Genomic DNA, 22,197 nt, shown 5'->3' with positions numbered 1-22,197 from the left:
TCTACGCCGCGGCGGTCATCTCCCCGCGCACGGCTTCCACCCACTCATCCCGCAGCGCCTCGTACCGCTGCCGCGTCGGCCCCCACAGCCAGCCGCCCGTCGACAACAGCAGCGCACGGATCTCCGCATCAACGACCTCAGCAGGCCGCGCGCCGACGGGCGGGGGAGTGGCGGACATGGCGATCAGCGTAGCCGCCGGGTCTGACAGCGGGCTATGACTTCTCCGCGGGCGGCTGGCCCACGTAGGTGCCGCGGCCCTGCACCGTCCACACCACGCCCTCCTCGACCAGCACGGCGATCGCCCGCCGCACCGTCGTCCGGGCCAGCCCGTACTCCTGCACCAGCCGCGTCTCGGACGCGATCGGCCGGCCCTCCGCCCAGTCCCCACGCGCAATCCGCGCCTTCAAAATCTCGGCAAGCTGCCGGTACGGGGTGACCGGGCCCTCGTGGTCGATCTCAGCGTCTGGATCCATGGCCATGATCCCGACGCTAGGCAAGCCCCTACAGGTCAGCACCACGAGCTACGTATCGACACGTAGCGAGACAGGGCGATACAAGTCGGCGTAGCCTGCAATTGCAGGACCCCCGCGACCGCTGGCCCGCGGCCCGGGGGCATGGCCGACGAGCACAAGGCGGTGCGTCGACGTGGACGAGAGTAGAGACGCCACACCCCCAGCCGGAAGTGCGCCGACCGTGGCAGCTGCCAGTCGGCTCGCCCCACCGCAGGAGGCTTACGCCCGCTACACCCACCACGCCACCCGCTGCTGGGCTTGCCGCGACATCGACCAGCGGTGCAGCACCGGAGAGCAGCTGTACCGCGCCTGGCGCCAGCGGCTGGACCGGGCCGCGCACAAGGTAAGCGGGTGCGATTAGTCGCGCGGGGGGAGAAGGTCGGCGGGGTGAACGTCCAGCGCCCGGGCGATCAGCAGGAGATCCGCGTACCGCGGGTCGCTGACAGCTCGCTCGTACCGCTGGACGGTACGCCGCTCTACCCCCATCAGGGCGGCTAACTGGTCCTGCGACAGGCCGGCGGCTCGGCGGCGTTCAGCGATGCGGTCGCCGAGGGCGAGTTGCTCGGAGCGGACCCAGTCGGGGCGGGGATGTCGGCGGGCTGGCACTCGACAAACCAACGGGTCGAGTCGATCATGTGTCAGTACCTAAACTGTCGCTTTCGCATGACGTGCCAGCCCTGCGGCGATCTGGCATATGCCGCAGGGCTCGATGTACTGTCCAGGGATCGAACGTTTGTTCACCTGATCGGGTGAACCGTGTTTGAGCTGGGTGTTTAGCAACCCGCCGGGGGAATTCGGGCAATGCCCCCCCATGTCTCCCAGCCGGCCGACATCACCAGGAGAACGACCATGAAGCGACAGCAGATCCTCGACCTGTACGAGTGGAGTCCAGGGGTCTGCTTCCGCCATCCCGGCAGGGGTGAGCTGCCCACGGCACACGTCAAGACGATTCGGCCCCCAGCTGGCGGCCTCCAGGACGTCCGGGCCTGCGCGGAATGTGTACTGCGGATGGAAGAGCAGCGGAAGGCCGCAGCGGAACGCGACGGAACCAGTTACCGGCCCGGCCAACTGGGGCTCGAGTAACGCCTGCTGGGGAGCCGGAGCGGGGTGGGATTCTGGGGAGCGTCTGGGGAGCCAGGGAAGCGGGGGAGTCCTCGGGGAGCGCCAGGTTACTCGGTTACGCTCTTCAATGTTCGACTAAGTCGGTCAATGCATTGCTGGTCAGAGGCGTGATGGCACTTCGGACCCTCGAATGCGCACTTCACCCGGAGGCCACCTGGCTGAACAACACCATCTGCCTGGACACCGGCGCCGTGTTCGGCGGCAAGCTCACCGCGCTGCGCTGGCCGGAGCGGGAGCTGGTCGACGTACCGGCGGAGCGGGTCTGGTACGAGCCGGTGAAGCCGCTGCGCGGCGAGGCGCCCGGCGGGCACGACGGACGGCCGCTGGACCTGGCGGACGTACAGGGCCGGCGGATCGTGGAGACCCGGCACGCCGGCCGGATCTCGGTGCGCGAGGAGAACGGGGCCGCCGCCCTGGAGGTGATGAGCCGCTTCGCCATCGACCCGAGGCTGCTGCCGTACCTCCCGCCGACCATGGCCCCGACGGCGACCAGCCACGAGGACGGTTATCTGGAGCACCCGGCGGAGGCGTTCGCGCAGTACGCCCGGGACGGTGTCGCCCGGGTCGTGTGCGAGGAGAAGCACATGGGCTCGCGGGCGGTCGCCCTGGTGTGCAAGGACGCGGACGCCGCCCGCAAGCGGTTCGGGGTGGACGGTCCGACCGGCTCGCTCTACACCCGTACCGGCCGTCCCTTCTTCGACGACGAGACGGTCACCGAGGCCATCCTCGGCCGGCTGCGGGAGGCGGTCGGCGCCGCCGGGCTGTGGGCGGAGCTGGACACGGACTGGCTGCTGCTCGACGCCGAGCTGATGCCGTGGTCGCTGAAGGCGTCCGGGCTGCTGCGCAGCCAGTACGCCGCGGTCGGCGCCGCCTCCGGTGCGGTGTTCCCGGGCGTGCTGTCGGCGCTGGAGGGCGCCGCCGCGCGCGGGGTCGGCGTCGGCGACCTGCTCGACCGGCAGCGTGAACGGGCCGCCGACGCGGCGGCGTTCACCACGGCGTACCGCCGCTACTGCTGGACCACCGACGGCCTGGACGGCGTGCGCCTCGCCCCCTTCCAGATCCTCGCCGTGGAGGGCCGCAGCCTGGCCGGCCTCCCGCACGACGAGCAACTGGCCCTGCTGGACCGGCTGGTGGAGCACGACGCCACCGGACTGCTCCAGACCACGCGGCGGCTCTACGTCGACACCGGCGACCCGGAGTCGGTGCGAGCCGGAGTCGACTGGTGGCTGGAGATGACCGGGCGCGGCGGCGAGGGCATGGTCGTCAAGCCGGTCGGCGCACTGGTCCGCGACGCGCAGGGGCGGCTGGTGCAGCCCGGCATCAAGTGCCGTGGCCGGGAGTACCTGCGGATCATCTACGGTCCGGAGTACACCCGCCCGGACAACCTCGCCCGGCTGCGGCAGCGGTTCCTGAACCACAAGCGGTCGCTGGCGATCCGCGAGTACGCCCTCGGCCTGGAGGCCCTGGACCGGCTGGCGGACGGCGAGCCGCTGTGGCGGGTGCACGAAGCGGTGTTCGCGGTGCTCGCACTGGAGTCCGAGCCGGTCGACCCCCGGCTCTGAGCCGGTCCGACGGCGGTTTTTGGCCAGGTCGCCCCCCGTGAAGGGGGCGATCTCGGCCGGACCCGTCGATCCCGTCGGCCCGGTCCCACTCGTCCCTGGTTAACCGCTGGTTGCCGTGCTAACTTCGCGGTCGGTCAGGCAGGCGTAACCGACTCAGGGGGAAAGTCGGTGGTGACAGGCGCGGGTTTCGGTGCGGCGGGCGAGCCGGACGACGAGGCCGCGCGCGCCCGCGGCCTGGAACTCCTCTTACGGCTGACCGACGCGCTGTGCGAGCTGAGCTGTATGGCCGATCCCCAGGAGCGGACCCGGTTCGCGGAGGTCCTCGCCGAACACCTCGACCGGCCGGTCGACATCCGGGGTGTCAAACAGCGTGAGGACGCGGTGACCCTGGCGCGGGTCGCGCTGAACGTGCCGCACGGCGAGCGCGTACTCGTGACGGTGGTGAGGATTTTCGAAGGCGCCCCGGCCGCCGCGGAACTCGGCCGGCTGATCGAGGCCGCCGCCGCCCCGCCCGCCCCGGTCCTGCCCGGCCCGCTCTCCACCCACGACGAGAGCACCGCCCGCGCGTTATTGGCCAGAGCCCAGGGGGAGATCTCCGCGACCCGGCTGCGCGACGGACTGGTCGGCGACCTCAACGGCCTCCAGATCCCCGCCGGACTCACCCCCGAACAGCTCTTCACCCACGTCGCCGAGTGGAACGCCCAGCCCGACGGACTCCCGCCCGCCGTCCTCCTCCTCGACCACGCCGCCCGGCTCTCGCCCACCCACCACGCCGCCTTCACCGCCTGGGTCGACACCTGGGCCCAGCGCGCCGGACTCACCGACGCGGTCCGCAGGCGCCGCGCCGAACGCCCCACCGGACCGGCCGACCCCGACATCCCCCGCTGCCTGATCATCGCCGTCGAACCCGCCCGGGACGGCTCCGGCGAGGTCGTCGTCCGCGCCTGGCTCAACACGGTCGCCGGATACTGGGACCCGCAGCCCGAGGAGCCCGTCGTCACCACCCTCGAAGCCCTCGGCGGGGCCGTGGAGGCCGCCCTCCAGCGGGGCGCCCGGCTCTGGGCCGACCAGCGCACCCCCGACGCGGGTGGACGCGAACAGCCGCCGGCGTACATCGAGTTCGTCCTTCCGTACGACCTCCTCAACCACGATGTCGCTGGATTACGGCTGCGCTCCGGCGACGGTCGTCCACTCCCGCTGGGCGTCAAATACGGCGTCCATCTGCGCAGCCTCGAAAGGATGCGCACCGACGACGTCCTGGTCCGGCACCAGTGGCGCGAGCGCTGGACCACCCTGCGGCGGCAGGGCGTCACCGTGCACGGCTGGAGCGAACCGGACGCACAGCGCCTCGACGCGTGGCAGCTGGCCCTCGCCGGGGAAGCCAGACATACGGCGGTGGTGTTGGACGCACCGGCGGACGCCTTCGCCCTGGAGGCGCTGAAGGCGGCCATAGCGGAAGGCATAGGACTCGCGGTCTGGGACCGCAGGGGGGTGTTCGTGGAGGAGCGCAGGGAGGTCGTCACGGCGGTCTTCGCGTCCGTACCGACCCCGGCGCAGATACCCCGGGCCATCCACCGCCTCCGCCAGAAGGCCGAAGTGCACAGCCAGCCCCATCTGCTGGGACGGCATATCGCCTTCTTCTGGGATGACCCGACCCGCCTGGTCGACATCCACCCCCTCGATCACGACGACCTCGCCAGCTAGGAGGCACCGGGATGACCGTGCAGGAGCACACGGAACCAGGCGGCTGGCGCGTCTTCCACGCCACCGGCCGGGCGCCCGAGACGCCCCCGGCGCTGCCCGAGCCCCCGCCCTGGCGGCGGTTCCGCGGCGGCCCGCTCCAGCCCGCGCCGCCGGACGACCCGGAGGCCGCCGAGCGCCGGCTCGGCCCCGGCGAGATCACCCCGCAGCTCGCCCAGGACGAGATCGACACCGTCAACGCCGCCCTGCTGCTGCGCCGCCCGCTGCTGGTCACGGGCCCGCCCGGAGTCGGCAAGTCGACGCTGGCCTATGTGATCGCCCGTGAGCTGGGGCTCGGCCGGGTCCTGGAGTGGAACGTGGTCAGCCGCACCACCCTGCGCGACGGCCTCTACAGCCACGACGCGATGGGCCGCGCCCAGGCCATCGCCGCCTGGCAGGCCGGACTGCGCGACGCGGTGGCCCCGGAGTCCGAACACAGTGAAGCTCAACTCCCCCCTGTTCTCGGAGACTTCATCACGCTGGGCCCGCTCGGCACGGCGCTTCTGCCCTACGATCGTCCCCGTGTGCTCCTCGTCGACGAACTCGACAAGAGCGACATCGACCTGCCGAACGACCTGCTGCACGTCCTGGAGAACGGAAGCTATGACGTCCCGGAACTGGTGCGTGACGCCGCCGGGGTCGCCCGCGTCCACACCGGCGACCCCGGCGGGCACGCCATGGTGCGCGACGGGCGGGTCGAGTGCCGGGAGTTCCCGATCGTGGTGATCACCAGCAACGGGGAGCGGGAGTTCCCGGCGGCCTTCCGCAGGCGCTGTCTGCCGCTGGAGATGCGGGTACCCACCAGGGAGCAACTTCTGGCCATGGTGGAAGGACATCTCGGCATGCGTCCGCAGGGCACCGAGGAGCTGGTCGACCTCTTCGTCCAGCGGGTCCAGGCGGGGGGCACCCACTCCCTGGACCAGCTACTGAACGCTGTCCATATGACTACGGCGGGTGGTTTCCAGAGCGACGGTCACGGGGTTAGGCTCGTGGAAATGCTCCTCCGCGACCTCGCGAAGGGCCGCTGAATGAACGGCTTTCCCAGGGAGCGCGCATCCGGACCCGGCGACAGCGCCCACGCCTCGGGCTCGTCGCCTCCTTCGGCGTACCCGGAGTCCGGCCCCGAGCCCGACGCGTACGCGAGCGAGGACGCGGGCTCGCCGCACGCCACCCTGGAACGCGACTCCCCGGACCTCTCGCCGCCGTACCCCGACGCGGAACTCCCGCCGCGCTGGCAGGAGGTGGCCGACGCCGTCTGGCTCGCCGCCTACTGGGACCGGTACGGCGGCCCGGCCGGGACCGGCCGCGAGGACACCGGGGACGGACCACGCCCCGAGGGACCCGTCGCCGAGGACGCCGCGCGCCCCCGCACACCCCCCGCCGACGAGGACCCCACCACCGGGCAGCCCGACCCGGACACCCCTCGCACACCGGACGCCCGCCCCACCCCGGACCCGGACACCCACCCCGCGCGCGACCGCGGCCCCCGCCCGCCCGGCGAACGGCCGGCGCCCTCCGCCGGGCCCGCCACCGCCGTACGCCGGTTACCCGTCCCCGAACCGGGCGGGCCGCTCACCCTGCACCTGGCGCGCCCGCTGCTCCCCGAACCGGAGACCGCGCAGCCCGCGCCCGGCCGGCCCACGGCCCTGCTCGCCCGCGCCCTGCACCGGCTGGCCCGGCGCGTGCCCTCCCGCGACACCCTGGAACTGGACGAGGAGACCACCGCCGAGCAGGGGGTCGTCGACGGCATGTGGATGCCCTTCCTGCGCCCCGCCCGGACCTCCGCCTTCGATCTGGTGCTGCTCGTCGACGACGCACCCACCATGCGGATCTGGGAGGACACCACCGCCCGCCTCACCGAGGCCGCCGAACACAGCGGCGCGTTCCGCGGGGTGCGCGCGGTCCGGGTGAACGTGCCGCGCACCGGGACCGCCACCCTGCGCTGGGGCGCCGGCCGGGCCGCCGCCGACCCCGCCGAACTCCTCGACGGCCGCGGCGGCCGGGTCTTCCTCGTCGTCACCGACGGACTCGCGCACGGCTGGGCGGCCCCCGCCGCCGACGCCCTCCTCGGCCGCCTCGCCCAGGCCGGTCCCACCGCCCTGGTCCATCTGCTGCCGCCCCATCTGCGCCACCGCACCAGCCTCTACCCCTACCCGGCCGTCCTGGAGGCCGGGGGGTTCGGCGCCGCCAACGGCAGCCTCGGCCACTGGGCGCCGCCCGGCGGCCCCGACCCGCTGCGGCCACTGCCCGACGCGGGCGACGACTCCGTGCCGGTGCCCGTGCTGTCCCTGAAACCCGGCTCCCTCGCCGCCTGGGCCGACCTCGTCACCGGCGACCGCGGGGTGCGCCGCGCCCTGCCCGTCGTCCTCGCCGGCACCCTCACCAAGGGCGCGCCCGCGCCCGGGCTGCGCGCGCCCCGCCTCCCGCGCGCCGCCGCCGCGGCCGTCCGCCGCTTCTTCACCCTCGCCACTCCAGCCGCCCGCCGCCTCGCCACCCAACTGGCCGCCGTGCCCTTCGACTTCGACCTCGTGGAGCAGCTGCGGCGGCGCACCATGCCGGAGACCGGCCCCGATCACCTCGCCGAGATCCTGATGGGCGGGCTGATCGACTGGGACAGCGGCGGCGAGGGCCGCCCCGAGTTCGCCGAAGGGGTGCGCGAGGCGCTGCTCGCCACCACCACCCGCACCCAACTCGCCCGGACCGTCAGCGTGGTGGGCGAACTGCCCGCGGCCGGCGAGCGCGGGGTCGCGCTGCGCGCCGCCCTGCGCGACCCGCTGGGCGCACGGCTGCCCGACCCGGCCGAGCGGGCCTGGGCGCGCAGCGAACTGGCCGTCATGCGGGCGTTGTCGGGGCCGTACTCCGAACGCGCGAAACGGATCGAACCCAACCTCTCCAGGACCGCGCCCGCGGCCTCCGAACGGGTGGCGGCGGACACCTACTCTGGTTTGTCGGGAATTGCACCCAGTGTGGTGAATCCTGACGGTGGCGGGGGATCATCCGGCGCCGGACCAGGCAGTGATCCAGGGGCGAACGTCCCCGCCCCACCCGATCCGCCCGATCCACCTGGAGAACCCGTGCCGAGCCCGGTAACCGAAGCGACCCCACACGAAGCCCCGGAGGCTGAGCCGCTCATGCAGCGCACCACGACCGCAACGCCGGCCCTTCTGGTGAACGTTCCCCTGCGGAACAACTCGTTCGTCGGCCGCCAGGCGCTGCTGCGGGCCGTGGAGGAGCAGCTGAGCGCCCAGGACACGGCGGCCGTGCTGCCGCACGCGCTGCACGGCCTCGGCGGGGTCGGCAAGTCACAGCTCGCGCTCGAGTACATCTACACCCACCTGCACGAGTACAAGGTGATCTGCTGGATCCCCGCCGAGCGGGAGTCCCTGATTCTCGCCGCGCTGGCCACGCTCGCCGCGCAGATGGGCGTCGCCCCGTCCGGCCAGGAGGGCACCCCCACCGCCAACACGGCCGTGCCCGCCGTCCTGGAGGCGCTGCGCAGCGGCGCCCCCTACGACAACTGGCTGCTCGTGTTCGACAACGCCGAGGACATCGAGGCCGTACGCAACTACTTCCCGACCAACGGGCCGGGCAAGGTCATCGTCACCTCCCGCAACCGGGCGTGGGAGCGCGTGGCGACCCCGCTGTCGGTCAACGTCTTCGAACGCGAGGAGTCGATCGAGCTGCTCCAGAAGCGCTCGCCCGACCTGTCCACCGAGGACGCCAACCGGCTCGCCGAGGCCCTCGGCGACCTGCCGCTCGCGGTCGAACAGGCCGGTGCCTGGCGGGCGGTGACCGGCATGCTGGTGGACGAATACCTCGAACTCCTCGAACAGCGCAGCCCCGAGATCCTCGAACTCGAACCGGCCCCCGACTACCAGCTGTCCGTCGCCGCCGCCTGGGACATCTCCCTGGAGCGGATCAAGGAGAACAACCCCGGCGCCCGGCAACTCCTCGACATTTGCGCCAGCATGGCCCCCGAGCCCATCCCGCGGTCCATGCTGCGCGCCAGCCGGGGCATCGACATCACGCCCGAGGTCGACCCGCTGCTGCGCGAGCCGATCAAACTGAACCGCGCCATCCGTGACCTCAGCCAGTTCTCCCTGATCAAGGTCGACCCGCGGACCGACACCCTGCAGATGCACCGGCTGCTGCAGACCGTGCTCCTCGGCAAACTGGAGCCCGAAGAGCGCGAACGCATGCGCAACGCCGCCCACCAGCTCCTCTCGGCGGCCAAGCCGGGCAACTACGGATCGTCCGTGGAATGGCGCCACTACCAGGCGCTGCTGCCGCACGTCCTCGCTTCGCAGGCGCTGACCAGCACGGACCGGTTCGTGCGCGAGCTGGTCTACGACACGGTGCTCTTCCTCTACGTCTGGGGCGACCACGAAGGCGCCGCCGAATACGGCCGGCAGGTGTGGAGCGCCTGGCTCGCGGCCTCCGGCGAGGAGGACATCTTCGTCATCCGCATGGCGAAGTCCTTCGCGTTCCTGCTGCGCCAGGTCGGGCAGATCGCCGAGGCCGTCCCGATCACCGAGCGGGCCCTGGAGGTGTCCCGCCGTATCGAGGTCGAGCCGGAGGAACTCATCGACGGCCTGGTCGAGATGTCCGACGCGCGGCGCCAGCAGGGCCGGTTCCACGAGGCCCGGGACCTGAGCAAGGAGGCCACCGACCTGGCCCGGTCGCAGTTCGGCCCGGACGACCCCACCACCCTGCGGGCCGCCCACAGCCTGGGCATCGACCTGCGGCTGCTCGGCCAGTTCCGCGAGGCTCTGCCACTGGACCAGGAGACCGCCCGGCAGCGCGAGATGCTGTACGGGCCGAGCAGCTACTTCACCCTCAACAGCCTCAACGGACTCGCGGTCGACATGCGGGAGGCGGGCGACTACCCCGGCGCCCGCGACCTTCAGGAGGACGTCTACCGGCGGGCGCGCGAGGCGTTCGGCGACGAGCACCCGCTGACCCTGCGGATCGCCCGCAACCTCGCGGTCTGCCGGCGCCGCGACGGTGCGCTCACCGAGGCCGCCGAGCTGAGCGCGGAGACCCTGCGGCGCTTCGCCGCCCGCTACGGGCTCGACCACGCCGACTCCCTCGCGACGGAGAACAACGTCTGCGTCGACCAGCGCCTCATGGGCGACCTCGACCGGTCGCGCAGGCTGGGCGAGGACGCCGTGGGACGCTACGCGGCCCGCCTCGGGGAACAGCACCCCTACACCCAGATGGCCCGGGCCAACCTGGCGGCCACCCTGCGCGCGCTCGGCGACCTCGACACCGCGCGCGGGCTGGAGGAGGTGGCGGCGCGCCGGCTCACCGAGACGGTGGGGCCGCGGCATGTGATGACGCTGACCGTGGGGCTCGGCCAGGCCAACACGGTCTACGCCTCCCTGGACTTCGAGCAGGCCCGCGCCCTCGACGAGGCGAACCTGCCGCTGCTGGCCGAGGTCGCCGGCGAGAACCACCCCCTGACCCTCGCCTGCACCGCCAACCTCGCCCTGGACCTGCGGGGCCTGGCCCTCGGCGCCGAGGCCGACGCACTGCAACGCAAGGCGGTCGAGGGCCTCGCGCGCGTCGTCCGCGCCGACCACCCCTGGCTCCTGGAGGCACGGCAGCGGCGGCGGATCGAGTGCGACCTCGCCCCGATGCCGCTGTGAGACCCGGCTCGGCGGGGAGCGCGACGGCCGGACCGCGGCGGAGGGCCGCGGTCCGGGGGACCGTCCGGCCGGGCCTTCCAGGGGCAGCGGTCAGGTCACTTCCGGAGCCGGAGCCGGAGCCGGAGCCGGGGTCGGGGCCGTCGGGTCGCCCGGGACCGGGCTCGGCGTGCCGGCCGCGGAGGGGGTCGGCTGAGGTGCCGGGTCCGGTTGAGGCGCCGGGGTCGGCTGGGGCTCCGGGGCCGGCCTGATGGCCAGGTGGCGGACCAGGTGGAGCATCGGCTGGGTGAGGAGCGTCGTCGCCAGGGCCATGAAGACCAGCACCGTGTACAGGGGAGGGCTCAGGAGGCCCGCCTGGTGACCGGCGTTCAGGGCGATCAGCTCGGTCAGCCCGCGGGCGCTCAACAGGACGCCGACGGTGCGCGCGTCGTCCCGGTCGAGGCCGCTCAGCCGTGCCGCCAGGGTGCCGCTGCCGACCTTGGTGACCACGGCCAGCACGGTCACCACCAGCAGGGTGAGCCAGCCCGCCCCGTCGACGCCCTTCAGCGTGACCGACTGACCCGAGATCACGAAGAAGAACGGCAGCAGCAGCGAACCGACGTCGTGCAACGGCCGGACCAGGTCCGGATCGAGCGTGCCGCCCTTCTCGCGCGGCACCACCACCCCGGCCAGCAGCGCACCGAAGATCACATGCAGCCCCAGCGTGTGCGTCACCCACGCCGAGCCCAGCGCGAACCCGATGAGCAGCGCCAGCCGCAGCGAGGGCTCCAGCCGGATCCGCCCCAGCAGCCACCGCAGCAGGGGCCGCGCCACGACCACCATCAGCGCGACGAAGCCGACGGCGAGCAGCGCCCGCCACGCCCAGCCGAGCGACTGCTCGTGCCCGCTGCTGAGCAGCGCTCCCGCGAGCACCGTCCAGCCGATCACGTCGAGCAGCCCGGCCGCGGACACCGCGACCACGCCGGGAACGGTCGGTGCCAGCCCGTTCTCCCGGACGATGGCGGTCAGGACCGGCACGGCCGTTATCGACAGCGCGACCCCGGCGAAGACCACCATGGACGGCGTGAGCTGCCGGGGCATGCCGAGCCCGTGCAGCCAGTCCTGGAACAGCAGCGCACAGCCGCAGCCCACCGCCATCGGCACCACGAACGACGCCAGCGCGGTGATCACCGCCGTACGCGCGCGGTCGCCGAGCAGCTTCAGATCCAGCTCGTAACCGACCGCGAACAGGAACACCACGAGCGAGAACTGCGCGAACCCGGTCAGCGCCGGCTTGATCGCGTCGGGGAACAGGGCGTCGTACGCCTCCGGCGCCAGCGCGCCCAGCAGGGTGGGCCCGAGTGCGATGCCCGCCGCCAACTGCCCGACGATGTAAGGCTGTTTCAGGCGCCGGGCGAGCCAGCCCCCGGCGTGGGCGGCCACCAGGATCAGGGCCGAGGCACCTACGAAGTGCGCGATCAACGCGTCAGGGCTCACGGTGTCTCCCCGGTGTCCGGTGGTCGTCGTCGGGGTAGAACGTGCGTCAACTTCCCTACAATACTGCTGATTTGACGTTTCGACGGAAGTCGTACACGGCCCGGGGCCGGGCTCACGGGGGGCACATGACAGCGGTCGTCTTCATCCATGGCACGGGCGTACGCGAACCGGGCTTCTCTGCGCTGGCGGGGCGCGTGGCGGCCGGGCTGACCGCGTTGCGCGAGGGATTACGTATCGTGCCGTACTACTGGGGCGGAGCGCACGGCGCCACGCTCGCCGCCGCCGGCGCCAGTCTCCCGCCGGCCCCCGGCGCCACCGGCCGGGGCCCCGCCCTCGCCGAGACCCCGCACCACCCCGACGCTTCCGGCACCGACGCCGACGTCGCCGCCTGGGCCGCCCTCTACGCCGACCCGTACGCCGAACTGGCCCTCGCCGCCGCGCCACCCGCGGTCGAGCGGCCCCCCGGCCACCAGCCGCCGGAGGAGCAGTTCCGCGCCCGCCTGTCCGCCCTCGCCACTCGAGTCCACGTTGAAGAAGGGGACTTGGGCGAGGGGCTGGCCCGGGCCGCTCGGGAGCTGGCCGGGCATCCGCTGCTCGGGCAGGCCGCCGACGCCCTCACCCCGCAGGAGCTGGCCGCCCTCGCGGGCCGCGCTCTCACCGCCCGGGTGATCGCCGAGGCTCTCGACGCGGACGCCCCGCTGGTGCCGGCCGGCGACGTCCGGGACGCGGTCGCCGAGCGCCTGGCGGTGGCCCTGGGCGCACCACCCCGGGGCGCGGAGCGCGGTGTGCGCTCCCTGCTGGCCCGTACGGCCGGTGCGGCGGCCTCCCGTGCCGCGCTGCGCCGCAGACGCGCCCTGACGGAGGCCGCCCACCCGGCCGCCGGGGACATCCTGCGCTACCTCACCCGCGGCGCCGCCGTCCGTGCCGACCTGCGCGACCTGGTCGCGGGCCTCGAGCCGCCCGTCGTCCTCCTCGGGCACAGCCTCGGCGGGATCATCGCCCTGGACACGCTGATCACCGAACCGCTGCCCGCCGTACGGCTGCTGGTGACCGCTGGCTCGCAGGGCCCGTTCCTCTACGAGTCCGGCTCCCTGCCCTCGCTGGAGCACCCCGCGCCCCTGCCGCCGCACGTCCCCGACTGGCTGAATCTCTACGACCCGCGCGACCTCCTCGCCTATCTGGGCGGCCCGCTGTTCCCCGGCCGGGTCACCGACATCGCCGTCGACAGCCGCCAGCCGTTCCCGGCCTCGCACAGCGCGTACTGGACCAACCCGGACGTGTACCGGCACATCGTGGAGCGGCTGCCGTGACCGGCCGTGTCGACCCGGACCGGGTGCGGGCGCTGATCGTCGGGATCGAGCGGTACGACGCCGGGGAGGGCTGGGACCTGCCCGGGCCCGCCCGGGACGCCGTCACCTTCCACCGGCTGCTGCGGGCGGCCGGGGTGCCCGAGCACCGGCTCCGGCTGCACCTCGCGCCGCTCGCGCCGTACGTCCCCGACGTGCCGTACGCGCCCGCCGACCACGCCACCCTGCGCCGCGTCCTGGTCCGGGAACTGCCCGCCGAGCCCGGGGACGTGCTGTGGGTGTGGTGGGGCGGGCACGGCGTGCTGGACCGGGCCGGCGGGCTGCGGCTGTTCTGCGCCGACGCCACCACCTCCGACAAGGTCGGGATCGACCTGGAGTCCGCGCTCACCCGGTACGCCGGGGACGCCGTCACCGGATTCGCCGAGCAGCTGTGGATCGTCGACGCCTGCGAGACCTTCGAGGAGGCGCTGAACTTCCGGGACCCGCTGCCGCCGCAGGCCCTCCCGGTGGGGCGGCGCGATCTCGCCCACCGGCAGACGGTGCTGCGCGCCGCGGGCCGCGGCCGGGTGGCCGCCAACGACCCGGTGCGCGCCACGGGGCTGTTCTCCGACGTCCTGCTCGGCCTGCTCGCGCGGCGGACCGCCGTGCTGCCGGGGCTGCCCGATCCGGAGGAGTTGTTTCCCGCCGTCCGGGAACGCCTCGCAGCCCTCAGAAAGGAGGGCCGTACTCTTCAGCATCCCGAGATCCGATTGCAGAGTGCGGAGCGTGTGGAGATCCTGCCGTCGGCCGGCCCGGCCGGGCCGGCCGACGGGGAGCGCGAGGTCTCACCGCTGCTGCGCGCCGTGGAGGCGCTGCTCGCGTATCCGCTGATGACGGATCCCGTCGAACGGCAGGTCCTGATCGCTCAGTTGAGCTCCCGCGTCACCGCGACGCTGCCCCGTCACACCAAGGCCCGTACGGAGGCCACCACCCTCCTCAACACCCTCGCCCGGCGCCACCCCGCGGCCCTGTGGGAGCTGTACGACGCCGTGATCGCCCTCGACGACGACCCCGCTCTCAAGACGGAACTCAGGGCCGCGCTACGGGAGTTGGAGGCACGGGGACGGAACACCGGCGGTCACGGATGATCAGGTGGCGTGATCGTACGGTTTCAGATGCGGGCATGAATGGCCATGATGGAACAGGACGCGGGGCATCGCGTGCCACCGCCCAGAAGGGGGACGCATCTTGCACCAGCCACCCGCACAGCGTGATCCCGAGGCCGCCGCCCGCGAGCCCACCCCCGCGGCGGGTGCCCTCGTCTGGGAGTCGGATCTGACGGATCTCGCGGCCCTGCCCCTGGCCGCCGTGGACACGCTCGCACCGCTGCGCCCCGAGGACCGCCTGCTCGCCGAGGTGCTGCGCTCGCGCAGCAGCATGAGGGGCGGACCCGAACCGCCGCAACAGCCGGCCCGGGCCGAATAGGCCACGCTCACCGACGGCGGAGCGCTTCGCCGCGGTTTCCGTATGCCCGCGAACCTCCGGAGGACCTGGCCATGACCAGCGAGCCGCGCTCCGCCCCGTTCCGCATGCCCGAGAGGTTCTTCGCGGAACTGGCCGCGGGGGGCGGCTCGGACGAGGCCGTCGGCTTCCTCGCGTGCGCGGAACGGGCGCGTCGACTGCTGCTGCTGCGCACGCTGCTCGACCGGCTGCACGGGCTGCGGACGCCGCTGACCCCCGCCGCGGAGGCCTGGCGGATCATCAAGGAAGCGGCGGGGCGCGCGCCCGAGGAGGTCGACCGGCTGCTGCTGACCCCCACGGCCGGCGCCTGGCTCGCCCATATGCTGCGCCGGGTGCACGGCACGGCCACCGGGCCGCCGGTGTGGGCGGAAGCCGGGCAGTTGTGCGCGCTGGCAGTCGCCGCGTCCCTGCGCGCCGGTACCCGGGCGGAGCTGCGGGTGCCGCTGCGCGACGGAGCCCTGCCGCTGCCCGGGCTCGGGCTCGCCGTCCTGCCGGACGCCCCGCCGGGCCTCACCGTGGGCCGCGCCCGCACCGGCGGAGGCGAGCTGACGCTCACGGGGCCCGGGCGGGACGGCCGTACGACCTCGGCGAGCTGCCGCCCGCGCACCGAACCGATCGGATCCGTCACCGGGTCGCCCGCGCCCCCTCACTGGCTGCCGCTGCGCACCCTCACCCACCACACCCCCAACGGCCCCGTCGCCGTCCACCTCGACGACCTCGACCCGTACCGCGACCTCGACGACCCCATCCCGCCCGAACGGCTCGACCGGGAGGAGGCCGAGGCCTGGCAGCGGCTGTTCGAGGAGGCCGCCGCGCTGCTCGCGCGGCCGGGCGGCAGCGGGCCCGGACGGCTCGACCCGGCGTGGATACGGTCCATCGTCCCCTGGGGGCGGACCGCCGTCACACCGCCCGCCCCGCCGACCGTGCTCGTCTCCGCGTCCAGCGGGGACTCCTTCGGCGCGATGGTGATCTCCCGTCCGGGGACGGCGCTCGCCCTCGCGGAGACCCTCGTCCACGAGTTCCAGCACAGCAAGCTGGGCGCCCTGCTCCACCTCTTCCCGCTCCTCGACGACGACCGCGAGGAGCGCTACTACGCCCCCTGGCGCCCCGACCCCCGCCATCTGACCGGCCTGCTGCACGGCGCGTACGCGTTCACCGCCGTCGCGGGCTTCTGGCGGGACCGGATGGCCGAGCCGGACCACGCCGACCTGGCCGCGTACCACTTCGCGCTGCGCCGCCTCCAGAGCCGGCTGGTGGTACGGACCCTGCTGGGCAGCGGCCGGCTCACCGCGCCCGGGCGACGGCTCGTCACCGGGCTGGCCCGCACCCTGGACGCCTGGCTGCGCGAGCCCGTCGCCCCCGACGCCCTCGCCCGGGCCCGTACGGCCGCCGCGCTCCACCGCACCGAATGGCGGCTGCGCAACGTCGCACCGGGCCCCGGGTCCGCGCCCCGGCTGCGCCCCGACCGGGAGCACTGGCCGGACCGGCGCACCCAGGCCTTCGCCGTCCGCCCCGCCGCCCCGCGCACCGCCGACGAACACCTGGCCGCCGCCGACCCGGCCACCGCGCTCGCCCACTACGCCGACGCCCTCGCCGACCACCCGTCCGACCCGCACCTCCTGGCCGGCTGGATCGTCGCCCGCGCCGCCAAGGACCCCGGCCCCACGGCCCGCCGCCTCCTGGCCCGGCCGGAACTGCTCCAGCCGCAGCCCAGTGGGTAGCCTGCGGCGGTTCGGCGGAGGGATGGCGGGCCGCCCCGGCCGCCACGGTGGCGTGTCGCCCGCCGGGGGCGGCCAGGCGCGGGCGACGCGCACGCGGAGGGCGGGGCGCCACCCGCTGTCTCGTGGCCGGCGCGGAACCCCTCCCGCCCCAGCCGGCGGCTGAGCGGCCGGCGCCGCTCGTCCGTCCGAAAGGCGGGTGAACAGGCGCGCGAATGGTCAGGATGGAGGCATGGGATTCCATGTCGACTCCGAGGCCGGGCGGCTGCGCCACGTCATCCTGCACCGGCCGGATCTGGAGCTCAAAAGGCTCACCCCCAGCAACAAGGACGCCCTGCTCTTCGACGACGTGCTGTGGGTCCGCCGGGCGCGGGCCGAGCACGACGGGTTCGCCGACGTGCTGCGCGACCGCGGCGTCACCGTCCACCTGTTCGGCGACCTGCTCACCGAGGCCCTGGAGATCCCGGCGGCCCGAGCCCTCGTCCTCGACCGGGTCTTCGACGAGAAGGAGTACGGGCCGCTCGCCACCGACCACCTCCGCGCGGCCTTCGAGACGCTGCCCGCCCGGGAGCTGGCCGAGGCCCTGGTCGGCGGCATGACCAAGCGGGAGTTCCTGGAGGCGCACCCGGAGCCGGTCTCGGTGCGGTTCCATGTGATGGAGCTGGACGACTTCCTGCTGCGCCCGCTGCCGAACCACCTGTTCACCAGGGACACCTCCGCCTGGATCTACGACGGTGTCTCCATCAACGCGATGCGCTGGCCCGCCCGCCAGCGGGAGACGGTGCACTTCGAGGCGATCTACCGGCACGATCCGCTCTTCCGGAGCGAGGACTTCCACCTCTGGTCGGAGGGACAGGCCGACTACCCCTCCACCATCGAGGGCGGCGACGTCCTCGTCATCGGCAACGGCGCTGTCCTCATCGGCATGAGCGAGCGCACCACCCCGCAGGCCGTCGAGATGCTCGCCCACAAGCTGTTCGCGGCCGGCTCCGCGCAGACGATCGTCGCGCTCGACATGCCGAAGAGACGCGCCCTGATGCATCTCGACACCGTGATGACCATGGTCGACGGGGACACGTTCACCCAGTACGCCGGGCTCGGCATGCTCCGCTCCTACACCATCGAACCCGGCACCGAGGAGAAGGAGCTGAAGGTCACCGACCATCCGCCGGAGCACATGCACCGGGCGATCGCCGCCGCGCTCGGCCTCAGCGAGATCCGCGTGCTGACCGCCACCCAGGACGTGCACGCCGCCGAGCGGGAGCAGTGGGACGACGGCTGCAACGTCCTCGCCGTCGAGCCCGGCGTGGTCGTCGCCTACGAGCGCAACTCCACCACCAACACCCATCTGCGCAAACAGGGCATCGAGGTGATCGAGATCCCGGGCAGCGAGCTGGGCCGGGGCAGGGGAGGGCCGCGCTGTATGAGCTGTCCGGTGGAGCGGGACGCCGTATAGACGACGCCACCGGAGCAGGCGCCGCATAGTCATGTGAAGAGTCGTATAGACTTCCATTCGTCCTGCCGTTGTCCCCGTACCTGGAGCGCCCCATGGCGACAGTCCCGACCGCCCTCGCCGGCCGTCACTTCCTCAAGGAGCTCGACTTCACCGAGCAGGAGTTCCTGGGGCTGATCGAGCTGGCCGCCGAGCTGAAGGCGGCCAAGAAGGCCGGGACCGAGACCCAGTACCTGCGGGGCAGGAACATCGCGCTGATCTTCGAGAAGACCTCGACCCGCACCCGCTGCGCCTTCGAGGTCGCCGCCGCCGATCAGGGCGCCCACACCACCTACCTCGACCCCTCCGGCTCGCAGATCGGGCACAAGGAGTCCGTGAAGGACACCGCCCGCGTCCTCGGCCGGATGTTCGACGCCATCGAGTACCGGGGCGACAGCCAGGCCGGGGTCGAGGAGCTGGCGGCGTACGCCGGGGTGCCGGTCTACAACGGTCTCACCGACGACTGGCACCCCACCCAGATGCTCGCCGACGTGCTCACCATGACCGAGCACACCACCAAGCCGGTCAAGGAGATCACCTTCGCCTACCTCGGCGACGCCCGCTTCAACATGGGCAACTCCTACCTGATCACCGGCGCGCTGCTCGGCATGGACGTCCGGATCGTCGCCCCGAAGTCCTACTGGCCCGCCCAGGAGATCACCGACCGCGCCCGCGAGCTGGCCGAGACCAGCGGCGCCCGGATCACGCTCACCGAGTCGGTCGAGGAGGGCGTGCGCGGCGCGGACTTCGTCGCCACCGACGTCTGGGTCTCCATGGGCGAGCCCAAGGAGGTCTGGGACGAGCGGATCGCCGCGCTCGGCCCGTACGCGGTGACCATGGACGTGCTGCGCGCCACCGGCAACCCGGACGTGAAGTTCCTGCACTGCCTCCCCGCCTTCCACGACCTGGGCACCAAGGTCGGCCGCGAGATCCACGAGGCGCACGGTCTGGAGTCGCTGGAGGTCACCGACGAGGTGTTCGAGTCGGCCCACTCGGTCGTCTTCGACGAGGCCGAGAACCGGCTGCACACCATCAAGGCGGTCCTCGTCGCCACGCTCGCCTGAGCGCACGGCCGCACACGCGGTATCACACCTGCCTGACCACGCCTTATGCTGTCCGGCGGCCCGGAGCCACCCCTTCCGGAGCCGCCGCGCGCCCCACCCGGGCGCATGTCCGTCCCCAGAAACGAGCACCACCCGTATGCCCCGCATCAAATCCCCCGCCCTCCTGGTGGCCGAATCCGGCGCCGACCGCGAGGGTCACGGCCTCCGTCGCACGATGGGCCTCTTCCAGCTGATCTGCTTCGGCGTCGGCGCGATCGTCGGCACCGGCATCTTCGTCGGCCTCTCCGACTCTGTCGCCCAGGCGGGCCCGGCCGTCGTGGTCTCCTTCGTCCTCGCCGCGATCACCTGCGTCTTCACCGCGTTCGCCTTCGCCGAGCTGGGCGGCGCGATCCCGGTCTCCGGCTCCTCGTACTCCTTCGCCTACGCCGGACTCGGCGAGACCACCGCCTTCCTCGTCGGCTGGTGCCTGCTGCTGGAGTACGGCGTCTCCGTCTCCGCCGTCGCGGTCGGCTGGAGCCAGTACGTCAACGAACTCCTCGACAGCCTGATCGGTGTCCAGCTGCCCGCCGCGCTCTCCGCGAGCCCCGGCGACGGCGGCGTCGTGAACCTCCCGGCCGTCATCGTCATCGCCATGGCCGCCCTCCTGCTCGTGCGCGGCGTGCGCGAGAGCGCCCGCGCCACCGCCGCCATGGCCGTCCTCAAGCTGGCCATCCTCGTCGCCTTCTGCGCGATCGGCTTCAGCGCCTTCCAGGACGGCAACCTCATGCCGTTCGCGCCCGCCGGGATCGCCGGGATCGGCGCCGGCACCACGGCCGCCTTCTTCTCGTACATCGGCTTCGACGCGATCACCACGGCCGGCGAGGAGGCCAAGAACCCGCGCCGGGACATCCCCATCGCGATCCTCGTCTGCATCGGCCTGGTCACCCTCCTGTACTGCGCGGTCGCGCTCGCCGCGACCGGCGCCCTCGGCGGCGACGCGGTCGGCGGTCAGCCCGCCGCGCTGTCCCACGTCGTCAACGAGGTCACCGGCTCCGGCATCGGCGGCGGGATCATCGCCTTCGGCGCGGTCGTCGCCATCGCCTCCGTGGTGCTCGCCGTGATGTACGGCCAGAGCCGCATCCTGATGTCGATGGCCCGGGACGGGCTGGTCCCGCGGGTCTTCGAGAAGGTCTCGCCGCGCACCGCCACGCCGGTCGCCGGGACGCTGATCATCGCGGTCGTCTTCGCCGTCCCGGCGGCCTTCTCCTCGCTGGACGCCGTGGTCAACCTGTGCACCATCGGCACGCTCGCCGTCATGGCCGCTGTCAATGTCGCGGTGATCGCGCTGCGCCGCCGCGAGCCGGACCTGCCCCGCACCTTCCGGGTGCCGCTGTACCCCGTGCTGCCCCTGCTCGGCGTCGGCTGCTGCCTGTACCTGATGTACGAGACGGGCTGGACGACCTGGGTCCAGTTCGCGGTCTTCCTCGCCGTCGGTCTGCTGGTCTACCTCGGCTATGGCCGCCGCAGGTCGCGGCTGGCGCGGGCCGGGGTCACGCCGGACGCGGACGCCACTGACGCTGACGCGGTACCGCAGCCAGTCTGAACCACACCGCCTTGCCGGACTCGGTGGGGCGGTGTCCGCACGCCGAGCTGAGGGCGCGGATCAGCAGCAGTCCGCGCCCGCCCTCCTCCCAGAGGTCGGGCTCGTGGTCGGCCGCGTGCGCGAGGTCGCCGGGCGGCTCCGGGTCCGGGTCGTGCACCTCGACCGTGCAGCCGTTCGGCAGCACCTTCACGACCAGCTCTATCGGGGCGTCCCCGGAGGTGTGCTCGACGGCGTTGGCGACCAGCTCCGCGGTCAGCAGCTCGGCCGTGTCGGTGTCGCTCGCGTGCTCCAGCTCGGCCAGGGCGCTACGGACCAGTGCGCGGGCCACGGGCACGGCCGCCGTCGAGTGCGGCAGGGCGACGCGCCAGGAGGCGGGGGGTGAGGGGCGTTCGTGCAAGGTGAGTCCGTTCGTGGCGCAGGTCTCCCGCGGTCGGGCACAGGCTGTCCTGCTGTCGACAACCGATGGTACGGGTCCGCCCGCCGGAGTCCTCCGTGGGGCGCTGTCCGTTACCGGGCTGTGGTCGAGCGGACGGCGTTCGGTCACACCCTGACCCTGCCCACTCGGCATATCGCGCACTCATGACGACAGTCACAGATGAGTGATAACTTCATAAGGCACCCTCCCTCTGCCGAGGAGGCCGCCCGTCATGAGTCCCTTCACCGGCTCCGCCGCCCGCACGTCCCGCTGGCGGCACCTGCGCGTCGACCTCGCCGACGGCGTCGCCACCGTCACCCTCGCCCGCCCCGAGAAACTCAACGCGCTCACCTTCGGCGCCTACGCCGACCTGCGCGACCTGCTCGCCGAGCTGTCCCGGGAGCGGGCCGTGCGCGCCCTGGTCCTCGCCGGCGAGGGACGCGGCTTCTGCTCCGGCGGCGACGTCGACGAGATCATCGGCGCCACCCTGTCCATGGACACCGCCCGGCTCCTCGACTTCAACCGGATGACCGGCCAGGTGGTCCGCGCGATCCGGGAGTGCCCGTTCCCCGTGATCGCGGCCGTGCACGGAGTGGCCGCAGGCGCCGGCGCGGTCCTCGCCCTGGCCGCCGACTTCCGCGTCGCCGACCCCACCGCCCGCTTCGCCTTCCTCTTCACCCGCGTCGGCCTCTCCGGCGGCGACATGGGCGCGGCCTACCTGCTGCCCCGCGTCGTCGGCCTCGGCCACGCCACCCGCCTGCTGATGCTCGGCGAACCGGTCCGCGCCGCCGAGGCCGAACGCATCGGCCTGATCAGCCGGCTCGCCGACGACGGCGGCGCCGACGAGGCCGCCCGGACCCTCGCCCACCACCTCGCCGAGGGCCCCGCCCTGGCATACGCCCAGACCAAGGCCCTCCTGACGGCGGAACTGGACATGCCCCTGGCCGCGGCCGTGGAACTGGACGCCGCGACCCAGGCCCTCCTCATGACCGGCGACGACTACAAGGAGTTCCACAAGGCGTTCACCGAAAAGCGCCCTCCCCAATGGAGCGGACGGTGAGC

At 73.1% G+C, this 22,197-nt stretch carries 18 protein-coding genes and 1 pseudogene; 14 read left to right on the top strand and 5 right to left on the bottom strand.

Features of this window, described 5'->3' with window-relative positions; genetic code table 11:
• Position 1 precedes the first annotated feature (1 nt).
• Together ACIG0D_RS27100 and ACIG0D_RS27095 are read right to left on the bottom strand one after the other, a co-directional pair.
• The gene (locus ACIG0D_RS27100; protein WP_399805809.1) at positions 2 to 178 is read right to left on the bottom strand and encodes a hypothetical protein; all 177 of its coding nucleotides are present in this window, start codon (positions 176 to 178) and stop codon (positions 2 to 4) included.
• Between the two features lie 34 nt (positions 179 to 212).
• On the bottom strand, positions 213 to 479 hold the full coding sequence (locus tag ACIG0D_RS27095) for a GntR family transcriptional regulator (RefSeq protein ID WP_399805807.1): 267 nt from the start codon (positions 477 to 479) through the stop codon (positions 213 to 215).
• 214 nt (positions 480 to 693) lie between these two features.
• Here ACIG0D_RS27095 and ACIG0D_RS27090 point away from each other — a divergent pair, with 214 nt between their 5' ends.
• Positions 694 to 873 carry a hypothetical protein gene (locus ACIG0D_RS27090; RefSeq protein ID WP_165996261.1) on the top strand — a complete coding sequence of 60 codons (180 nt, stop codon included), beginning with the start codon at positions 694 to 696 and terminating at the stop codon, positions 871 to 873.
• Here the strand turns inward: ACIG0D_RS27090 and ACIG0D_RS27085 are convergent.
• Positions 870 to 1,118 (bottom strand): helix-turn-helix domain-containing protein, encoded by a 249-nt coding sequence (locus ACIG0D_RS27085; RefSeq protein WP_399805804.1) that lies wholly within the window; start codon positions 1,116 to 1,118, stop codon positions 870 to 872. The two genes, ACIG0D_RS27090 and ACIG0D_RS27085, sit on opposite strands and share 4 nt — an antisense overlap.
• Positions 1,119 to 1,361: 243 nt before the next feature.
• Here ACIG0D_RS27085 and ACIG0D_RS27080 point away from each other — a divergent pair, with 243 nt between their 5' ends.
• The 5 genes and pseudogenes from ACIG0D_RS27080 (at position 1,362) to fxsT (ending at position 10,584) form a co-directional block, all read left to right on the top strand.
• Positions 1,362 to 1,595, top strand: coding sequence for a hypothetical protein (locus tag ACIG0D_RS27080; RefSeq protein ID WP_399805802.1), 234 nt, complete (start codon positions 1,362 to 1,364; stop codon positions 1,593 to 1,595).
• 182 nt (positions 1,596 to 1,777) lie between these two features.
• Positions 1,778 to 3,196: pseudogene (locus tag ACIG0D_RS27075) on the top strand (polynucleotide kinase-phosphatase); the annotation flags it as partial.
• A gap of 171 nt (positions 3,197 to 3,367) precedes the next feature.
• Positions 3,368 to 4,900: a hypothetical protein gene (locus ACIG0D_RS27070; protein WP_399805800.1), complete on the top strand. Its 1,533-nt coding sequence runs from the start codon at positions 3,368 to 3,370 to the stop codon at positions 4,898 to 4,900.
• A gap of 11 nt (positions 4,901 to 4,911) precedes the next feature.
• Entirely contained in the window at positions 4,912 to 5,964 is a 1,053-nt protein-coding gene (locus ACIG0D_RS27065; RefSeq protein WP_399805798.1) for an AAA family ATPase, read from the top strand.
• Positions 5,965 to 10,584: an FxSxx-COOH system tetratricopeptide repeat protein gene (fxsT, locus tag ACIG0D_RS27060; RefSeq protein ID WP_399805796.1), complete on the top strand. Its 4,620-nt coding sequence runs from the start codon at positions 5,965 to 5,967 to the stop codon at positions 10,582 to 10,584.
• Between the two features lie 90 nt (positions 10,585 to 10,674).
• Here fxsT and ACIG0D_RS27055 read toward each other — a convergent pair whose 3' ends face one another.
• On the bottom strand, positions 10,675 to 12,057 hold the full coding sequence (locus ACIG0D_RS27055) for a cation:proton antiporter (RefSeq protein ID WP_399805794.1): 1,383 nt from the start codon (positions 12,055 to 12,057) through the stop codon (positions 10,675 to 10,677).
• Between the two features lie 125 nt (positions 12,058 to 12,182).
• Between ACIG0D_RS27055 and ACIG0D_RS27050 the strand changes: the two genes are divergently transcribed.
• The 7 genes from ACIG0D_RS27050 (at position 12,183) to ACIG0D_RS27020 (ending at position 20,720) form a co-directional block, all read left to right on the top strand.
• Entirely contained in the window at positions 12,183 to 13,367 is a 1,185-nt protein-coding gene (locus tag ACIG0D_RS27050) for an alpha/beta fold hydrolase (RefSeq protein ID WP_399805792.1), read from the top strand.
• On the top strand, positions 13,364 to 14,491 hold the full coding sequence (locus ACIG0D_RS27045; protein WP_399805790.1) for a caspase family protein: 1,128 nt from the start codon (positions 13,364 to 13,366) through the stop codon (positions 14,489 to 14,491). The genes ACIG0D_RS27050 and ACIG0D_RS27045 overlap by 4 nt, the downstream gene beginning before the upstream one ends.
• Before the next feature lie 100 nt (positions 14,492 to 14,591).
• Entirely contained in the window at positions 14,592 to 14,828 is a 237-nt protein-coding gene (locus tag ACIG0D_RS27040; protein ID WP_399805788.1) for a hypothetical protein, read from the top strand.
• Positions 14,829 to 14,899: 71 nt separating this feature from the next.
• Positions 14,900 to 16,585 carry an HEXXH motif domain-containing protein gene (locus tag ACIG0D_RS27035; RefSeq protein ID WP_399805786.1) on the top strand — a complete coding sequence of 562 codons (1,686 nt, stop codon included), beginning with the start codon at positions 14,900 to 14,902 and terminating at the stop codon, positions 16,583 to 16,585.
• A gap of 229 nt (positions 16,586 to 16,814) precedes the next feature.
• Positions 16,815 to 18,038 (top strand): arginine deiminase, encoded by a 1,224-nt coding sequence (locus tag ACIG0D_RS27030; protein ID WP_399805784.1) that lies wholly within the window; start codon positions 16,815 to 16,817, stop codon positions 18,036 to 18,038.
• Between the two features lie 92 nt (positions 18,039 to 18,130).
• A complete protein-coding gene (gene argF, locus ACIG0D_RS27025) occupies positions 18,131 to 19,138 on the top strand; it encodes an ornithine carbamoyltransferase (RefSeq protein ID WP_399805782.1) in 1,008 nt (335 codons plus the stop codon).
• Between the two features lie 136 nt (positions 19,139 to 19,274).
• Positions 19,275 to 20,720: an amino acid permease gene (locus ACIG0D_RS27020; protein WP_399805780.1), complete on the top strand. Its 1,446-nt coding sequence runs from the start codon at positions 19,275 to 19,277 to the stop codon at positions 20,718 to 20,720.
• Here the strand turns inward: ACIG0D_RS27020 and ACIG0D_RS27015 are convergent.
• Entirely contained in the window at positions 20,668 to 21,117 is a 450-nt protein-coding gene (locus ACIG0D_RS27015) for an ATP-binding protein (RefSeq protein WP_399805778.1), read from the bottom strand. The genes ACIG0D_RS27020 and ACIG0D_RS27015 overlap by 53 nt on opposite strands.
• A gap of 250 nt (positions 21,118 to 21,367) precedes the next feature.
• On the opposite strand from ACIG0D_RS27015, the gene ACIG0D_RS27010 reads away from it, so the two are divergent.
• Positions 21,368 to 22,195 carry an enoyl-CoA hydratase family protein gene (locus ACIG0D_RS27010; RefSeq protein ID WP_399805776.1) on the top strand — a complete coding sequence of 276 codons (828 nt, stop codon included), beginning with the start codon at positions 21,368 to 21,370 and terminating at the stop codon, positions 22,193 to 22,195.
• Positions 22,196 to 22,197 lie beyond the last annotated feature (2 nt).

It is taken from the genome of Streptomyces sp. NPDC052773 (assembly GCF_044547145.1).
Taxonomy (GTDB): Bacteria; Actinomycetota; Actinomycetes; order Streptomycetales; family Streptomycetaceae; genus Streptomyces.
The sequence above is the reverse complement of the archived record's forward strand: the minus strand, read 5'-3'. Positions and strand labels throughout refer to the sequence as shown.

Coding starts and splice junctions, on each gene's coding strand:
- ACIG0D_RS27100 (WP_399805809.1), bottom strand. CDS start 178: ATGTCCGCCACTCCCCCGCCCGTCGGCGCGCGGCCTGCTGAGGTCGTT.
- ACIG0D_RS27095 (WP_399805807.1), bottom strand. CDS start 479: ATGGCCATGGATCCAGACGCTGAGATCGACCACGAGGGCCCGGTCACC.
- ACIG0D_RS27080 (WP_399805802.1), top strand. CDS start 1,362: ATGAAGCGACAGCAGATCCTCGACCTGTACGAGTGGAGTCCAGGGGTC.
- ACIG0D_RS27065 (WP_399805798.1), top strand. CDS start 4,912: ATGACCGTGCAGGAGCACACGGAACCAGGCGGCTGGCGCGTCTTCCAC.
- fxsT (WP_399805796.1), top strand. CDS start 5,965: ATGAACGGCTTTCCCAGGGAGCGCGCATCCGGACCCGGCGACAGCGCC.
- ACIG0D_RS27050 (WP_399805792.1), top strand. CDS start 12,183: ATGACAGCGGTCGTCTTCATCCATGGCACGGGCGTACGCGAACCGGGC.
- ACIG0D_RS27035 (WP_399805786.1), top strand. CDS start 14,900: ATGACCAGCGAGCCGCGCTCCGCCCCGTTCCGCATGCCCGAGAGGTTC.
- ACIG0D_RS27030 (WP_399805784.1), top strand. CDS start 16,815: ATGGGATTCCATGTCGACTCCGAGGCCGGGCGGCTGCGCCACGTCATC.
- argF (WP_399805782.1), top strand. CDS start 18,131: ATGGCGACAGTCCCGACCGCCCTCGCCGGCCGTCACTTCCTCAAGGAG.
- ACIG0D_RS27020 (WP_399805780.1), top strand. CDS start 19,275: ATGCCCCGCATCAAATCCCCCGCCCTCCTGGTGGCCGAATCCGGCGCC.
- ACIG0D_RS27010 (WP_399805776.1), top strand. CDS start 21,368: ATGAGTCCCTTCACCGGCTCCGCCGCCCGCACGTCCCGCTGGCGGCAC.